Source organism: Sphingomonas sp. CFBP 8765, assembly GCF_014841445.1.
In the GTDB taxonomy this organism is placed as follows: Bacteria; Pseudomonadota; Alphaproteobacteria; order Sphingomonadales; family Sphingomonadaceae; genus Sphingomonas; species Sphingomonas aerolata.
Genome location: NZ_JACYTY010000001.1, coordinates 671,128 through 686,726 on the forward strand (window position 1 = coordinate 671,128; position 15,599 = coordinate 686,726).

Consider the following 15,599-nt stretch of genomic DNA (forward strand, 5'->3'; position numbering starts at 1 on the left):
CAAGCGGTCCGGACCGGACCAAGCGGCCAGAAGCCCGCGACCCCCAAAAGCAGCGCAAGAACCCCCGCCTCGCCCGCGGGCTTTTTGGGTCTCTTTTGATGCAAACCAAGTTTTTGATGCCAGCCCGATGAAAAATGCGGGTTCCTTGGCCCTTTTGAGGATCATCCGCTGATGCATATTGATGCACTTGGCCGCCGTTTCCAACGCCATACTATAGCCTGCGGGAGCTAGCCAAAGTACCACTTCGTTTCGGCCCATACCCAGACGCTTTACTCAATGTCTATTTGGTTTGTTGGGTCAGCAAAACCGCGATTTTTACATGACGGTTGTACGGCCGCACCATTCAACCTCATAGTTGTAAGAACCTTGTGATCTCTATCTGCGTTATGGGTCTTACGACAGTTCTAATGCCACAATGTTTTACAAGTTTTGAATTCTGTCTGGGCCTCTTCGCATTGAGTAGCGGAACCCATGAGAATCAACATGTGAGACGGCCAGCATTTTTATAGCTAGTCTTTAGAAACATTCGGCAAATGCATTGACAGGCCGAAATGGGGAGCGATATGGTTGCTGTCAGTTATGTAGCGCACGCGTGTGTAAGAGTCCGTGATGAAAGGGATCGCCATGCTTTTGCTGGCTGCCGTGCTCGCTGCAACAGGTCATTCGACTGCCCCTCGCCCGCAGCTGAGCTATTTCCTGCCGAAAACTAGAATCTCAGGCTCTATTGCTCATCGGATCCTACGCTGCCCCAGCGACAAGGATCCTACCCTCGCTATCGCCTACACGCCCGCGATCGCGGCGAAAGCGTCGCGCGGGCGCATGGTCGTAATTGATGCGGGCTCCGGCTTCCTAGTAGATAGATCCACGAAGGTCGGGCTCGACGGGGGGATAATCAGGACGTTCAACTCGAGTGCGACGGGACAAGCCGGCACTCTAATGATCTCACTCTTAAAGGCTGCGGCTACGGCTTACACGCTATCGGCAGCGCCTTTGGCAGTCCCTGCGGTTTTTGTGGCCACTGCAGGCGCGCGTCGACCTCTTCACGCGGCCGCGCGCCGTTCTCGATCTCTTCCGAAACCCACTGTGCGAGCTCATCTTCTTCGGTGTTCCGACCGGATCGCCGCAACCATTGCCGAACTCGAGCAGGTGCAAACGGAGATGAATGATTTGGAGGCACGACTTGCTTCGGCCGGTGATCCGGCACTCATCGCTCTACTAGACCGACGAACAGTACAAGCTGCCGCGCTGCAGGACTCTCTAACGATAACCACGTCGACGAGCCGTGCGCTTGATCCGAAACGAAGAGATGATGGCACGGTGGACGATCTCGTGGCGTTCGTCCCTGCCCCCTCCTTTGAACAATGGCTCGTCGTTGAAACCCGATTGGTGTTTGCTCGTCCAGGTTTGGAAGATGAGGCAGTCCGGCCCAGCCTAAACGTGATGCTCGACCGTGAGGGCGTGGCAGCGGGAAGGCCTATCGTGGGACGCAGAGGTTATACGATCAACGTCTCTGTCGACGCGCGCATGGACCGCTTGCTCGGCTGCGCGGCGGATGCCGAACCCGCACCGTGTTCACCGCTGGATAGAAGCGAAGCGACCGTTCGCGGCGGTCGAGATCTGGTGTATTTGCGACCTGTGCCTGCTGCGGCTTCCCTGACCCCCGTCGCTGAAGACTGTAAGGTCATGCGCTGCCCTGAAGGGTGGGGCCGAGAAGCTACGACTGGAACGTCGACCACACTCCCTCAGCTCTCACGGCTGCAAATGGTGCCGACTGGGAGCGGCAGCATTTTCGGCAAACGTACCGTTGCAGCCGAGTTTGACCCTCTCGGCGAACCAATTAGTTTGCAATATGACAAGGGTGGGGACGCGCAGAACACCGCCACTGTCGTCGACGCAGTAAATGCCGTGGCGCCAAACGTCTTCGACAGCAGGCTTACGGCGACCAAGCGCCGCCTCGATGAGGAAAAAACGAAGGCAGATCTAGTAGCGATCTTGGAAGCTCAACTCGACAGATCCTGATCCTAGATCGCGCATAATAACCAAGCCGCCATTTGGGAGGGACCGAACATGAAGAAATTGGTCACGCTGCTGATAATTGTAAGCGCGGCAGCGCCCGTTCAGTCGCAGGTCTCCGACGGCGATCCGCCGCTGATCGTCGAGTCACTGCCCGAACATCTCGGTTGGCTGAAGTCAGCCCGCAAACCGACGGGAACCCTGCAGCAGCTCCACGCGGCAGATCGCCTTTGGAACGGCGGCGACACCCTGCAAGTCTGCTTCTTCGGGGGTAACGCCGTCGTAAAGACATTAATTTCGACGGTTGCCTCCGAATGGTCAAAGTATGCCAATATCCGGTTCGACTTCGGCACGCCGGGGAAGTGGCGAGACTGTCGTCAGCCAACCTCCGGCCTAAGCAGCATCAGAATCGGTTTTTCCGGCGAAGGCTACTGGTCGCTGATCGGCCTTGACGCCCAAGATGAGGCTACTGTTTATCAACCCTCGATGAACTTCGAAAGCTTCAGCAACATTTACAACCCTAATCAGGGAACGCGAGCAGGTATTTTCTACACCCCCGCGAATGTGGTCCAACTTGCTGATGCTCGCGACAGGGGGACGATTCTGCATGAGTTTGGACATGCGCTCGGACTGCTGCACGAACACCAAAACCCGGTCCTCGGTTGCCAAGCTGAAATCATCTGGACCGGACCCGGCAACGTTTACGATTATTATGGGCGCAATCCAAATAGCTGGGACCGAGAGACCGTGGACCGCAACCTGGGCCCGATCGCCGCTGCTGATCCAGATGCCAAAGCTGGCGATCCCGACCCGGACTCAATTATGATGTACGCGCAGCCCGCCGCCATCTTTCGCACGGGTAAAGCAAGTCGCTGCTACGTCATTGAGAAGAATATCGTCTCGGCCAAGGACCAGGCTCTGGTCGCTCGTCTCTATCCCGCTGGCGCAAAGCCGCCATCGGATGACCAGTTCACCACCACAACGACTGTAGCGGGAAGACCCGCGGCGGCGCTAACGGGGCGGGCTGTGACCCCCGATGCCCTCGAGCGCATTCTTGTCGATCTCGATTCGGAAAATGCGACGGCAAGGCGAGGAGCGCGACGCGAGCTCGCATTGCAATTTGAAGAGTTCACGGCCGATCGCTTCGCGGCAATCGTCGACGCCACAAAATCTCGGAGCTACCGCCAGCAGCTAGGAGTAGCAGTCGCAGTAGATAGATCCGCTATTTTACCTAAGCTTACGACCGCGCAGGCCTCGACCGTACGTAGCAGGCTTAAACAGATTGAAGCGAACACTAAGGATGTGACTTTACGCACCGCGGCTGATCGGGCGTTATCCAAGCTAGGGCTAAATTAGCACGGATTTCATCCGACTCATTCGCAAAGCGCAATATGCGGAGCCATGAGGTCTTGTAGATTAACGCCCTCCGTTTGCAGCTGAAATTGCTATTTTTTCGACATTATTGCTCCATAAGAAATACTGCCGCAAACTCCTCGGAGCCGACAACGCGTAAACAAACATCCGCCAACGTCGTCTTAGCCAGAATGCAGGTGGGCCGTTGTCCTCTAAACGGGGACGAACGGATGACGTCCAGACCATAATATTGCCTTGCCATGAGTATGTATCGCTAACGGGTGTCAGACCTCGAAGTCACGCATCCTCCCCAGGATGCACGGGACGGTGCAAGCCGGCACGCTCACCCGCAGTCGCTGGATGCTGAACCCGTTGGGTTCGGGCCTCGGGGGCTTGGTGAAACCACAAACCTGCGCACGCCAACGGCGTTCCTCTTATATTTAACCTTGTAGGGATGGGTTCTGACCACCCGGTGAATTCGCGTTACAGAGGTCTACACGCCGCCCCAGCGAAGCGAGGGCCTTGGCCAGCGGCGTCTCGTTGCCGGCCCGGAACGCGGCCAGGTCCTCGGCGGAGACGGTCGCGAGCATCGCTGCCGTCTGCTCTTCCTCGGCCTTCCTGCGCGTGACCTCGTCGTCGGGCAGAGGCCCCTTCCCGATCATCCGGCGAACCATGTCGGCCGCCTCTTTGGGCAGCTCGAACCAATAGGCGTTCGTCACCTGCTTCACCTGGGGGCCGAAGGCGTCGGGATCCTCGATCGGTTCGAACCGCCGGATCCAGTTGAGGAAGCCGTGATCCTTCAGACGTGCGAGCGCGCTGACGATCGCGCCGCGCGACCGCCGCAGCCGGTCCGCGAGCGTCGCGATGGCGGGCTCGAGCCGGCCGGTCTTGAAGTCGATCATGCGCATCAGCTCGCGCAGCACGTCGACGCCGATCGCGCCGAGCGGCCCGTTACGCTTGCCGGCGATCTTGTGCTTGCGGTCGTAGACCTCGGCCGCGCGCATCCGTGCGTTGCGTTCGGCCTTGTTGAAGGGGCGCCAATAGCGCTGCTCGCGCTCACCCGCGCGATAGCTGCTGCGGCGGACCGGCTGGCCCGTGCGATGGCCCTTTTTCACTTTGCCGCCGGCAATCTGAAACAGCGAACGGGCGCTCACGACTGGTTAGCCAGTGCGTCAGAAAACCGCAGGTTTCCGCGCTTGCCGTCTTTGTGGTTAGCCAAGCCAACATATTGAACCGGCGCGATTAACGGAGACCAGTCGGGTGCACCAATTCCGTTCCGCTATGTACGCCGACTGCGCTTAGCCGACCGCCTCCACCCGGTACCGCAAATTGACCGCCCCCGCGGCCAATTGTTCGCATCCGAGCAGCGATAGCGTCACCTTGCCCTTCAGACCGTCGCCCGCCGCGACGATCCGCTCCGCATCGGTGCCGCCGTCGAGTGCGGGGGCGATGACGAGGTTGAGTTCGTCGACCAGACCGGCGGCGAAGAACGAGCCGTTGATGCCGGCGCCGCCTTCGAGCAGCAGTGTTTCGATGCCGAGTTCGCGACGCAACGTTGTGAGCGCACCGGCGAGGTCGATCTCGTCGCTGTCCGACACGAGGTAGGACACGCCATTGACGGCGAGCTCGGCGAGATGGGCGTCGCTCACCCCGCGTCCGAGCAGCACGACCACAGGGTCGCCGCCGATGTCGGGCCCGGCGAAGCGGATCTTGCCGGCGCGATCGAGCGTGATCGCGAAGGACGCGGCATCGCGCGTCTGGAACAGCGACGGTCGCGCGGGCGCGTCCGCCGTCGTCGACGCACGCGGCTCTCCCTTCGCCATCTCCGCCATGGTGACGCGTCCGACGATCCAGCCATCGGCGTCGAGGCGCTCGTGCAGCGACTCATAGGCGCGCGTCCACGCCTTGGCGGTGCCATCCGGGCTGTCGGTGTAGCGGCTGGGATGCAGGCCACCATCGACCGACGCGGTCATGAGGCAGATGATGCGGGGACGGTCGGTCATGGCAGAATACTCGCGGGTGCAGATCGGGGATGAACGCCGCTCGGCATCCGCGGTTTCCGCGGTGTCGGACCGGATGACCGCGCCGATGGAACGGTCCGCGCGCCGGTTCGTCGAGCAGGGACCAGCGCGCCGGCGACCCCGACCACCGACAAGGATCCGATCATGAGCAACGGTGAAACCTCACGCCGCAGCATCCTGGGCAGTGCCGCCATCGGCCTTGCCGCCGCGGCTGCGCCGGGCATGGCGCGGGTGCAATCGACCGAGCCCTCCGCCACCGGGCCCGCCCCCAGCCTGCGCGATCCGCGCACCGTGTACACCCGCACCCCCTTCCCCGAGCAGCGCCAGACCTGGCCCGCGCTCGCCAGCAAGATGACCCCCCGCCCCGATCATGGCGAGCAGAGCTATCGCGGCAGCGGCAAGCTGATCGGTCGCAAGGCGCTGCTCACCGGCGGCGACAGCGGCATCGGGCGCGCCGCCGCGATCGCCTTTGCGCGCGAGGGCGCGGACGTCGCGATCAACTATTATCCCAGCGAGGAGCCGGACGCGCGCGAGGTCGCCGACCTGATCCGGCAGGCGGGGCGCAAGGCGGTGCTGCTGCCCGCCGACATCCGCACCCAGAAGGCCTGCGAGGATACGGTCAGGAAAGCGATCGCGCAGCTCGGCGGTCTCGATATCCTGGTCAACAATGCCGCCTATCAGCAGTCCAAGGCGGACATCATGGAGATCAGCGACGAACAGTTCGTCCGCACCTACGAGACCAACGTGTTCCACGTCTTCCGCTTTTCGAAGGCCGCGATCCCCGCGATGCCGCCGGGTTCGGTGATCATCAACACGATCTCGCAGAACGCCTATGATCCGAATGACGACTTGATCGATTATGCGTCGACCAAGGCGGCGATCCAGAACCTGACGCGCGGCATGGCCAAGCAACTCGCCAAGAAGGGCATCCGCGTCAACGCCGTGTCGCCCGGCCCGATCTGGACACCGCTTCAGGTCGCCGGCGGGCAGCTGCCGGGCAAGATGCACGAATTCGGCCAGGACACGCCGCTCGGCCGCGCGGGGCAGCCGTCGGAACTCGCGATATTGTTCGTCGCGCTGGCATCCGGCGAGGCGAGCTACTCGACCGGGACCGCGGTCGGCGCGCATGGCGGTGCGGGCTTCCCCTGATCCCGGACCGCCCGCGCCGCCAAGCGCCATGGACATCGACATCGACCGCAGCGCGTCCTGCCGCGCTAACCAACTGTAAACACACTGCCGCTAGGGTTCTGTTGATCCTCCGGGACGGATGTCCGTGGACGAGGAAAAGAGGACTGCCGTGGGCATCAGAGCAACCGTCCGCGCAGGGGCACTCGCGATCGCGCTGGCGTCCGCGCTGACCGCTACCGCTGCCGCCGCGCAGGTCCGCGTCGCGATCGGCGGGCAGATCCAGGACGTCCCGGCGAACACCGTGCGCACCGTCACCACCATCAACGGTCGGACGCGCATCGTCGACACGGCCTGGCGCGGCGGCACGGCGACGCCGGGCATGGCGGTGATCACCACGACCGAGACGACCGACGAGGACGACGAGGGGCACATATTGTCGCGCACCGTCGTCACCTGCATCGAGCCGCAGCGGACGATGGTCGCCGCGGTGAGCTATGCGCCGCCGCCTGCACCCCGCATCGAGATCGACCCCGCCGACCTCGACGAGCCCGTGACCTTCGGGCAGCCGCATGTCCTGCGGATCAATCGCGATCCCTGGGGCGGGCATTTCGTCGCGGCGATGATGGTCAACGGCGTCCGCATCCGTGCGATCGTCGACACCGGCGCGGCCTACACCATCCTGTCGGCGGACGATGCGCGCGCGACAGGGGCCGACCGTGCCGTGCAGCGCGAGGAAACCGCGATCGGCATCGGCGGCTATACCCGGCTCGGCGTCGCGCGTGTCGCCTCGGTCGAGATCGGCGGGCAGAGTCTGGGCCGGATGGCGATGCGCATCGGCCAGCGCGGCATGCCCTATACGCTGCTCGGCCAGCCCGAGATCGCGCGGCTGGGACGTGTCACGATCGAGGACGGGGTGATGACGATCACGCCGCGCGCGCTGACGACGCAGCTCGCGATGCGCTGAGTCCCGGGCCAAGCGCTGGCCCCGGCACTTACGAAGCGTCGACCGTCCGGCTTTCGGTCACACCGTGCAGGTCCGGACCGCCTGGGCAAGCGCCGTCAGGGGATCGCCGACCGGCACGAATTCATGCGCGAAATAGCCCTGGAATTTGAGATCCGCGACGCTGCGCGCCACTGCCCGCCAGTCGACCTCCTGCGTGCCGTCGAGATTATGCCGCCCGGGAACCCCGCCGGTATGGAAATGGCCGATCCACTCGATGTTCTTGCGGATCGTGTCGATCAGGTCGCCTTCCATGATCTGCATATGGTAGATGTCGTAGAGCAGCTTCACGCGGGGCGACGCGACCTCCTTGGCGACCCGCACGCCCCAGGCGGTGTGGTCGGCCATGTAATCGGGATGGTCGACCTTGCTGTTGAGCAGCTCGACGCAGATCGTCACATCATGATCCTCGGCGATCCGCTTGAGACGGTTCAGCCCCGCAACGGTATTGTCGGCGCCCTCCGCGTCGGACAGGCCACGGCGATTGCCCGAAAAGGCGATCACATTGGGGACGCCTGCCTTTGCGGCCTGCGGGATACCGATGCGGAACGCCCGTTCGATCGCCGCGTGGTTTTCCCGCCGGTTCAGACCATTGGGGATGGTCATGATGTCGGCGGCATAGCCCATGGTGCAGCGCAGTCCGTGCCGGCGCGGCACCGCATATTCGGCGGGCTGGAGCAGGTCGATGCCATCCAGCCCGATGCGCGCCGCGGCGGCGCACAGGGCGTCGAGCGGCATGTCCTGATAGCACCAGCGGCTGACGGACTGCTTCAGCCGGCCACGCCGCGCGGGCGCCGCGGCGATCGCCGAGGTCGCGCACAAGGCGAGAGAAGAAGCGATGACAGTGCGCCGAGTAATCATGCCCGCACACTAGGCCAGACGGCCCTGCCGGCAAGCTGTATTGCACCCCGACGCCACGCGCTGCGGTCGGCATGCGACCAAGCCCTTGATCACGGGGAGATTTCGTGGTGGTCGGGGGACAAAGCGAACCTCGCTTGTCAGGGACCGGGGGCGCATGATGGAGATGCCGGCGATGTCCGACGATTATGCACGCGGACGGCGGGACGGGCTTCGTCTCGCACTCTCGATTCTCGCTGCCGAGGAGGCCAAATGGGAGGCGCTGCTCGGTGAGAGTTCCTCTTGGCGGACGAACGCGACGCGCGCGATCCGGCACAAGGCGTATCAGGTCGCCACCAAACGCGTGCAGACCGCGCTCAACCGCCTGTTGCCCAAGGCGGAAACCGCGTTGCCGGCCGAGATCGCATCGATGATCGATCAGGCCGGATTATAGGGAATCGGATCAGCGACGGTTGGCGTTGAACGCGGCCTTCTCGGCCTCGGTGGCGCGGCGCGGGGCGGATTCGAGCTGGGGCAGCCGCAAGGGCGGGCGTGACGGGTCGCGACGGGTGGTCGTGGCGTCGGTGCTTGCCGCGCGGCGCTGGGTGGGCGTCGGGGCGGCCGCGGGCGGTGCGGATGGCGGGGCATCCTGCAGCGCATAGGCCTTGGCCTCGACCGCCGCGAGACGGCCCTTAAGCAGGTCGATCTCGACCGTCTCGGGCGTGGTCTGCATCTCCGCGAGCGATTTTTCGAGCGCCTCGATACGCTTTTCGGCAATCGCGAGGCGGACGGACTCTTCGGTCCGGGCAATATCCTGCGCGACGCGTTGCGTCTCGGTGCGCCTGAAATCGGCATCACGCCGCGCCATCGGGTCGCGGCTGTCGGTATCAGCGCCACCGCGTGCCCAGCGTGGCGGATCGCAGGCCGACAATGCCAGGGGCAGTGCGAGCGACGGGACGATCAGGGCGCAGCATCGGACGATACGGGTCATGTCCCAGCCCTACACGTCGCAGGCTTGAAACGTCTATCGCCCGATACCGGGCGACAGAGGTTGCGGGGGCGGCGCGACCGCCGCCCCCGCGCACTACTCAGTTGCTGTCCGAGTTGTCGTCGTCATTTTCCTTGTCGATGACAAGGTAGGTGACGCCCGCGAGCATGCCGACGCCGATGACGAGCGGTGCGATGCTGTCCGCTGCGATCTTGCTCGAGCGCTTGGTGGCGGTGCCGGTGCGAACCGACGACGCGACCGACAGCGACTTTGCAGCGTTGCCGGTTGCCGGTGCTGCGCTCGCCGCGACGGGGAGGGCAGTCATGGCAAGCGCGGCTGCGCCAAGGATCAATGTCTTCATAAAATTCGCTTTCTTAAAAATGAGCCCGGTTGGGAACCACCGCCCTAACGATTGCGCCAGCAAAGCGTTCCTAATTCAGATTAACGATGCAGGCGGGTCTTCACGGCCCCGCGCGTCTGTCGTGGCGTCGACGTGCAATGGGTCGCGGCGCGGCCGGGTGGTTGATTCCGGTCGCCCCATCACCATTTTTCAGCCTGAATTCTTCTGTATCGACGACGATACGTCACCCGAAAATGGTATGATCATGGCAACCGCATTCGTCACGCCCGACCCCCTTGCTGCGACCCTGTCGCGGGCCTCGGCCGCGCTTGCGCGCCCGAAGGCGGCGCAGGCGGGTCGCGAGGATATCGCGATGATCAAGGCCGCGGCGTCGCTGACGCGCGACCTGCATGCGGCGCGCCCGATCGTCTACTGGACCGATCTGATCGCGTCGGCGGGCCTTGGCTATGCGGGCATGGCGGTGGCGATCGTCGCGACGCCGGTCTGGGCCAAGCTGCTCGGCGCGGTCGTCGCGGTGCTCGCGCTGTACCGCGCGCTCAGCTTCATTCACGAACTGTCTCACATGAAGCCGAACGCCGTGCGCGGCTTCACGGCGGGGTGGAACATCCTGTTCGGTGTGCCGGTGATGATGCCGTCGCTGATGTACGAGGGCGTCCATACGCTGCATCACGCCAAGACGCGCTACGGCACGAACCGCGATCCGGAATATATGCCGCTTGCCCGCGGGCCGGCGGCGACGCTCGCGATCTTCGTGCTGGTGTCGGCGCTGCTGCCGATCGGGCTGATCCTGCGCTACGGCGTGCTCGCGCCCTTGTCGCTACTATCGCCCAAGCTGCGCGAGATCGTCGTCACGCGCTATTCCGCGCTCGCGATCAACCCGCAGTTCCGCCGCAAGCCGCCCGAGGGCGCCGCGCTGCGCAGCTGGCGGATCTGGGAGACCGCGGCGAGCATCTGGGCGATCAGCTTCGTCGTGCTGACCGCGACCGGCGTATTCCCGCTTGCCGCCTCGCTCACCTTCCTCGCCATCGTCTCGGCGATCGCGGTGCTCAACCAGGTCCGCACGCTGGTCGCGCATCTGTGGGAGAATGAGGGCGATGCGATGAGCATCACCGACCAGTATCTCGACAGCGTCAACGTGCCGCCGCCGGGCCTGCTCGCCGAGATCTGGGCGCCGGTGGGCCTGCGCTATCACGCGCTGCACCATCTGCTGCCGGGGCTGCCCTATCATGCGCTGCCTGAGGCGCATCGCCGCCTGACAGGCGAGCTTGGTGACGGGTCGTCCTATCACCATGCCAATTATTCGACGCTGTCGGGGCTGATCGTCAATCTGGTCAAGGCCTGCCGCAAGGCGGTGCGCGGCTGATCACGCCGGTATCGCTGCGCCGATCATCACGGTAAGCCCCCGCCCGGGCAGCACCCTGCCCGCGGCGGAGGCTCTACGTGTTACCCAAACTCTATCATCAGTGGATCGACTGGGTCGGCGACGGCACCGGGCTGCCCGACACCATCCTGCATATCCATGCGGGCATGGCGCTGCTGATGATCGCACGGCTCATCACGCGGCGCTCGTTCGGCACCTTTATCCCCTGGACGGTGGTCGCGGCGGGCGAGGCGTTCAACGAGATCATGGACCGGCTGAACTACGGGTCGTGGCGCTGGGACGACACGCTGGTCGATGTTGCGAACACGATGTTCTGGCCGACGGTGATCTGCCTCGGTGTCCGCCTGCGGCCCATCATCGGCAAGCGCGGGCGGTAGGTCGCGCGCGCATCCACCCTTCCGTCATCCTGACTTTCGTCAGGGTGACGGAGCGGGTGAGACCGCTCGACGCGCCTCAGGCGGCCTTGGCGAGGTCGATATAGCGCTGGAGGTGATGGTCCTCGTCGCCGAGCTGGTGGTCGATCATCACCAGTCGCTTGGCATAATGCGACACCGCATATTCCCAGGTCATGCCGATCCCGCCGTGGAGCTGGATCGATTCCTCCGCGACCAGCGCGCCCGTCCGGCCGATCGTGTATTTCGCCGCCGCCAGCGCGCGGGCGCGCGCGGTCGCATCGTCGCCGTCGAACGCCGCTGCCGCGTTGATCACCGCGGACTGCGCCTGTTCGATCTCGAGCAGCACGGTCGCCATGCGATGCTGCAGCGCCTGGAACTTGCCGATCGGCACGCCGAACTGCTTGCGGTCGCGCAGATAGCCGAGCGTCGCGTCCTTGACGAACGCCATCGCGCCGAGCGCCTCGGCGGACAGCGCGAGCAGCCCCGCCTCGATCGCCGCGTCGACCACCGCACGCCCCTGCCCGTCCGTGCCGATCCGGGCGTCAGGGCCGAGCGCGACGCCGTCAAACGTCACCTCGCCCGCGCCGCCACCCTCGACGACGCTGTAGCGGCGGACCGACACCCCGGCGGCGTCGGCGGGGACGAGCAGGACGAGCGGATCGCCCGGCTGTTCGACGCTGACGACGAAGACCGACGCGGCGCCTGCCTGGTGCACGACCGCCTTGGTGCCGCTGAGCGTCCAGCCGTCGCCATCGCGCGTCGCGGTCACGGGCGCTTGTGCATCCTCGTGCGCGAAGGCGGCGATCGTCTCGCCCGCGACGACCTTCGCCAGCACCGCGTCGTGCCCGCCCGCCGCGGCGAGCGCGCGGCCGGCCATCAGCGCGCCGAGGAACGGCTCGACCACCAGCGCGCGGCCGAGCGCCTCGAACACCACCATGATGTCGAACCCGCTGCCGCCGAACCCGCCCGCGGCCTCGTCGAACAGCGCGGAGACAATGCCGAGCTCGGTCAGCTGCTGCCAGACGGCGGGGTCATACCCCGCCTCGCCATAGGCACCAGCGTTGCGCGTCTCGATCGGATAGCCGTCGCGGAGTGCGCGGACGAGCGTGTCGGCCAGCATCCGGCGGTCATCGCTATGCTCGAAGTTCATGTGCTCAGAGACCCAATATGGCTTTGGAGATGATGTTCTTCTGGATCTCGTTGGATCCGCCGAAGATCGACAGCTTGCGGTTGTTGAAATAGCTCGGCGATGCGGTCGCGGCATCGTCGGGCCCGACCGGCTCGCCATTCCACCCCGCCTCGAGCGCCTCGGGGATATAGGGTGCGGCATAGGCGCCATAGGCACGTCGCGTCAGGGCGGTGATCTCCTGGCGGATCTCGGTCCCCTTGATCTTGAGCATCGAGCTTTCCGCGCCCGGCGCACCGCCGCCCGCCACCGCCGCGACGACGCGCAAATTGGTGGTCTGCATGTTGGCGAGGTCGATCTCGACGCGCGCCATCCGCGCCGCGAACAGCGGATCGTCGGCGAGCGGCCGGCCATTCTTCGTCTGCGTCCGCGCAACCGTCTTCAGCTGCTCGAACGACGCGATCGAGAAGCCGACGCCGGCAATGTTGGTCCGCTCATAGGTCAGCAGATATTTGGCATAGGTCCAGCCGTCATTCTCGGTACCGACGAGATTCTCGACCGGCACCTCGACATCGGTGAAGAACACCTCGTTCACCTCCTGCTCGCCGTCGATCAGCGTGATCGGGCGGACCTCGATGCCGGGGGTCTTCATGTCGATCAGCAGGAAACTGATCCCCTCCTGCTTCTTGGCGGTCGCATCGGTGCGCACGAGGCAGAAGATCATGTCGGCATGCTGGCCGAGCGTCGTCCAGGTCTTCTGCCCGTTGACGACATAGACCTCGCGGCCATTCCGCGTCTCGCGCACCGCGGTGGTCTTGAGCCCGGCGAGATCGGAGCCGGCGCCGGGCTCCGAATAGCCCTGGCACCACCAGTCGGAGCCGTCGAGGATGCGCGGCAGCCAGTGGCGCTTCTGCTCTTCCGAGCCGTATTTGATCAGCACCGGCCCCAGCATGTTGACGCCGAACGGCACGACGCGCGGCGCGTGCGCGAGTGCGGACTCATTGTCGAAGATGAAGCGCTGGATGACGCTCCAGCCCGGCCCACCCCATTCGCGCGGCCAGTGATTGGCAAGCCAGCCGCGGTCGTTGAGGATCGCGTGCCATTCCTCCATGTCGGCCTTGCGCAGCCGGCGGCCCTCGCGGACCAGCGTCGAGAGACGCGCGGGGAGTTTTTCGTGGAAGAAGTCGCGCACCTCCTCGCGGAAGGCCTCTTCGTCGGGTGTGAAGCTCAGATCCATGACCATGTGACTCCTGATGATGGAGTCCATGTGCCACAGTCGATCGCAAAATTGAAGGACCGGTATGGTCGGAAGGACGGAAAATACGGGTGGGTGCGACGCAGGTTAATCCTGACGGTATCGCGTGCCGTCACGATCCTCCCCCGCCAGGGGGAGGATCTAGGTCATCAAAAGCGGTAGCTGAGCCAGCCGGCGAGGAAGTCCGAGTTCTTGTACCCGGCGCGGGTCAGTGACGACCCCGCGATCAGATGCTCGTAACGGCCGGTGAAGGACAGCCGCGACGAGATCGGATAGACCGCCTGGAAGCGGATCGTGTCGGCGATCTTGCTGCCCGACACATTCTGCGTGCCGGCAAAGGCGCTGCCATTGGCGCGGTACACGGCGTCGTTCTGCGAATCGCGCCACGACAGCTGATATTCCGCAGTCAGACGCAGCTTGTCGAGCACGGTGAAGCTGACGTTCGGCGCGACCGCGATCAGGTTGGTCGGCGTCGCGAACAGCTGATAGCTGTAATAGATGTTGTTGCCGAACGGCGCGAGCGCGGTGCGCAGCGTGCCGTTGCCATAGGCACCACCACCGCTGGCATAATCCGCATGGAAGCCGACGCGCGGCGCGTTGCGCCCCTTGCCGAGCTTGTAGGTCTGCGCGAGCAGGATCAGCCACGCCTTGATCGAGCGGTTGTCATAGCTGCCGCCCTGATAATTGACGGTCCAGTCGAGATTGACCGGTCCGGCATCGCCCCAGAAATGCAGGCCGTAGAAATTGCGGACCTCGCGCGCATTGTCGGTGCCCCAGACCGCATTGCGGTTGCGCAGCCGCCAGAGGAACGGGTCGAGATACAGCTTCGACCCGCCGAGCAGCGTGTCGGGGAGGACGACGCCGGTCGAGATGCCCGAGAAGCGCCGTGCGCTTTCCGCATCGTCGTCGCGCGTGCCCTGCGTGCCATAGGCGGTCGGCTTGAAGTCGAACACGTCGGCGCGCACGCCCGCGGTCCGCGCCCAGGCGCGAAAGCCGTTGAACCCGAAGTACAGCGTGTTGTTGTCGCGCGGCACGACCATCAGGTTCGGGCCGTCGGCAAAGGTCTGGCGACCATAGCGGACCCCGACATCGACATCGGCGACGGTGCCCGTCAGGTCGACGAACGCCTGCTGCACCGCGAGCTTGTTGCGCAGGTTCGGCAGCACGTTGCCGAGATTTTCACCCTCGAGCGTGCCGTGCGCGACTTCACCGTAGAAGCGCAGATGCTCGCCGACATGCAGGTCCGCGCCGCCGAACAGGCGAAGGATGTCCTGCCGCTGCGCCTCGCTGTCGCGCAGATTGGGGTTGGTGGTGTGGTTGACGCGCAGCCGCGCCTCGCCCGACAGCGTCAGGTAGACGTCGCCGTCGCCCGCGATCGAGATGAATTTCAGCTGGTCGATGATGTCCTTGCGCTTGGCGGGGTCGCGCAGTTTCGACCAGTCCTCCGCCCAGCGTGACTGGTTGTAGCCGCCCGCGGTGACGCCGTCGCCGACCGCGGCATTGGGATAGCTCTCGGCGATCGGCGAGGCCGCGCTGGTGCCGGCCGCGTCCTTGGACACGGGACCAAGCCGTTCGCGCGCCTTGGGCGGTGCACTCTCGGGAGCAGCCTGTTGCGGCGCGGCCTGGGCGAGCGCCATTGCGGGAAGGGTCGCGACGGCAAAGCCGGCCGCATGGCGCACGCGGCGCATCATCATCGAGGTCATAAAAAAGCTATCCGGTACTGGTCGCGGGGCCGGCCAAC

The 15,599-nt window shown here is 64.6% G+C and carries 15 protein-coding genes; 7 read left to right on the forward strand and 8 right to left on the reverse strand.

Annotated elements, in window-relative coordinates:
• The first annotated feature begins 1,146 nt into the window (after positions 1-1,146).
• Positions 1,147-2,019 carry a hypothetical protein gene (locus tag IFT87_RS03280; RefSeq protein WP_192007494.1) on the forward strand — a complete coding sequence of 291 codons (873 nt, stop codon included), beginning with the start codon at positions 1,147-1,149 and terminating at the stop codon, positions 2,017-2,019.
• A 48-nt stretch (positions 2,020-2,067) separates the two neighbouring features.
• Positions 2,068-3,369, forward strand: a complete 1,302-nt coding sequence (locus IFT87_RS03285; protein ID WP_192007496.1) for a hypothetical protein — start codon at positions 2,068-2,070, stop codon at positions 3,367-3,369.
• Positions 3,370-3,806: 437 nt separating this feature from the next.
• Here the strand turns inward: IFT87_RS03285 and IFT87_RS03290 are convergent, their stop codons facing one another.
• Positions 3,807-4,520 carry a replication protein A gene (locus IFT87_RS03290; RefSeq protein WP_192007498.1) on the reverse strand — a complete coding sequence of 238 codons (714 nt, stop codon included), beginning with the start codon at positions 4,518-4,520 and terminating at the stop codon, positions 3,807-3,809.
• Between the two features lie 144 nt (positions 4,521-4,664).
• The gene (locus tag IFT87_RS03295) at positions 4,665-5,369 is read right to left on the reverse strand and encodes a dihydrofolate reductase family protein (RefSeq protein WP_037531020.1); all 705 of its coding nucleotides are present in this window, start codon (positions 5,367-5,369) and stop codon (positions 4,665-4,667) included.
• Between the two features lie 162 nt (positions 5,370-5,531).
• On the opposite strand from IFT87_RS03295, the gene IFT87_RS03300 reads away from it, so the two are divergent.
• Together IFT87_RS03300 and IFT87_RS20820 are read left to right on the forward strand one after the other, a co-directional pair.
• On the forward strand, positions 5,532-6,536 hold the full coding sequence (locus IFT87_RS03300; protein WP_192007500.1) for an SDR family oxidoreductase: 1,005 nt from the start codon (positions 5,532-5,534) through the stop codon (positions 6,534-6,536).
• 148 nt (positions 6,537-6,684) lie between these two features.
• Positions 6,685-7,479 (forward strand): retropepsin-like aspartic protease family protein, encoded by a 795-nt coding sequence (locus IFT87_RS20820; protein WP_031393912.1) that lies wholly within the window; start codon positions 6,685-6,687, stop codon positions 7,477-7,479.
• A gap of 57 nt (positions 7,480-7,536) precedes the next feature.
• Here IFT87_RS20820 and IFT87_RS03310 read toward each other — a convergent pair whose 3' ends face one another.
• Positions 7,537-8,376 (reverse strand): hydroxypyruvate isomerase family protein, encoded by an 840-nt coding sequence (locus tag IFT87_RS03310; RefSeq protein WP_037531022.1) that lies wholly within the window; start codon positions 8,374-8,376, stop codon positions 7,537-7,539.
• 154 nt (positions 8,377-8,530) lie between these two features.
• Here IFT87_RS03310 and IFT87_RS03315 point away from each other — a divergent pair, with 154 nt between their 5' ends.
• Positions 8,531-8,806: a hypothetical protein gene (locus tag IFT87_RS03315; protein WP_243845694.1), complete on the forward strand. Its 276-nt coding sequence runs from the start codon at positions 8,531-8,533 to the stop codon at positions 8,804-8,806.
• 9 nt (positions 8,807-8,815) lie between these two features.
• On the opposite strand, the gene IFT87_RS03320 is transcribed toward IFT87_RS03315, so the two are convergent.
• Positions 8,816-9,343, reverse strand: coding sequence for a hypothetical protein (locus IFT87_RS03320; protein WP_192007502.1), 528 nt, complete (start codon positions 9,341-9,343; stop codon positions 8,816-8,818).
• A gap of 97 nt (positions 9,344-9,440) precedes the next feature.
• Complete coding sequence (locus IFT87_RS03325; RefSeq protein WP_037532231.1) at positions 9,441-9,701, reverse strand: hypothetical protein; 261 nt, start codon at positions 9,699-9,701, stop codon at positions 9,441-9,443.
• Positions 9,702-9,945: 244 nt separating this feature from the next.
• Between IFT87_RS03325 and IFT87_RS03330 the strand changes: the two genes are divergently transcribed.
• Positions 9,946-11,064: a fatty acid desaturase family protein gene (locus IFT87_RS03330; RefSeq protein WP_037532237.1), complete on the forward strand. Its 1,119-nt coding sequence runs from the start codon at positions 9,946-9,948 to the stop codon at positions 11,062-11,064.
• A 77-nt stretch (positions 11,065-11,141) separates the two neighbouring features.
• Positions 11,142-11,459, forward strand: coding sequence for a hypothetical protein (locus tag IFT87_RS03335; RefSeq protein WP_037532235.1), 318 nt, complete (start codon positions 11,142-11,144; stop codon positions 11,457-11,459).
• Between the two features lie 76 nt (positions 11,460-11,535).
• On the opposite strand, the gene IFT87_RS03340 is transcribed toward IFT87_RS03335, so the two are convergent.
• The 3 genes from IFT87_RS03340 to IFT87_RS03350 all read right to left on the reverse strand — a co-directional run bounded on the left by IFT87_RS03340 (position 11,536) and on the right by IFT87_RS03350 (position 15,552).
• The gene (locus tag IFT87_RS03340) at positions 11,536-12,627 is read right to left on the reverse strand and encodes an acyl-CoA dehydrogenase family protein (protein ID WP_192007504.1); all 1,092 of its coding nucleotides are present in this window, start codon (positions 12,625-12,627) and stop codon (positions 11,536-11,538) included.
• Between the two features lie 4 nt (positions 12,628-12,631).
• The gene (locus tag IFT87_RS03345; RefSeq protein ID WP_192007733.1) at positions 12,632-13,840 is read right to left on the reverse strand and encodes an acyl-CoA dehydrogenase family protein; all 1,209 of its coding nucleotides are present in this window, start codon (positions 13,838-13,840) and stop codon (positions 12,632-12,634) included.
• Positions 13,841-14,007: 167 nt separating this feature from the next.
• The gene (locus tag IFT87_RS03350) at positions 14,008-15,552 is read right to left on the reverse strand and encodes an alginate export family protein (protein ID WP_037531872.1); all 1,545 of its coding nucleotides are present in this window, start codon (positions 15,550-15,552) and stop codon (positions 14,008-14,010) included.
• Between the last annotated feature and the right edge of the window lie 47 nt (positions 15,553-15,599).

Bases quoted from the DNA above. Each gene is read 5' to 3' on its own strand.
- IFT87_RS03285 (WP_192007496.1), top strand. From the start codon at position 2,068: ATGAAGAAATTGGTCACGCTGCTGATAATTGTAAGCGCGGCAGCGCCC.
- IFT87_RS03310 (WP_037531022.1), bottom strand. From the start codon at position 8,376: ATGATTACTCGGCGCACTGTCATCGCTTCTTCTCTCGCCTTGTGCGCG.
- IFT87_RS03340 (WP_192007504.1), bottom strand. From the start codon at position 12,627: ATGAACTTCGAGCATAGCGATGACCGCCGGATGCTGGCCGACACGCTC.
- IFT87_RS03320 (WP_192007502.1), bottom strand. From the start codon at position 9,343: ATGACCCGTATCGTCCGATGCTGCGCCCTGATCGTCCCGTCGCTCGCA.
- IFT87_RS03300 (WP_192007500.1), top strand. From the start codon at position 5,532: ATGAGCAACGGTGAAACCTCACGCCGCAGCATCCTGGGCAGTGCCGCC.
- IFT87_RS03350 (WP_037531872.1), bottom strand. From the start codon at position 15,552: ATGATGATGCGCCGCGTGCGCCATGCGGCCGGCTTTGCCGTCGCGACC.
- IFT87_RS03295 (WP_037531020.1), bottom strand. From the start codon at position 5,369: ATGACCGACCGTCCCCGCATCATCTGCCTCATGACCGCGTCGGTCGAT.
- IFT87_RS03325 (WP_037532231.1), bottom strand. From the start codon at position 9,701: ATGAAGACATTGATCCTTGGCGCAGCCGCGCTTGCCATGACTGCCCTC.
- IFT87_RS03315 (WP_243845694.1), top strand. From the start codon at position 8,531: ATGATGGAGATGCCGGCGATGTCCGACGATTATGCACGCGGACGGCGG.
- IFT87_RS03330 (WP_037532237.1), top strand. From the start codon at position 9,946: ATGGCAACCGCATTCGTCACGCCCGACCCCCTTGCTGCGACCCTGTCG.
- IFT87_RS03345 (WP_192007733.1), bottom strand. From the start codon at position 13,840: ATGGATCTGAGCTTCACACCCGACGAAGAGGCCTTCCGCGAGGAGGTG.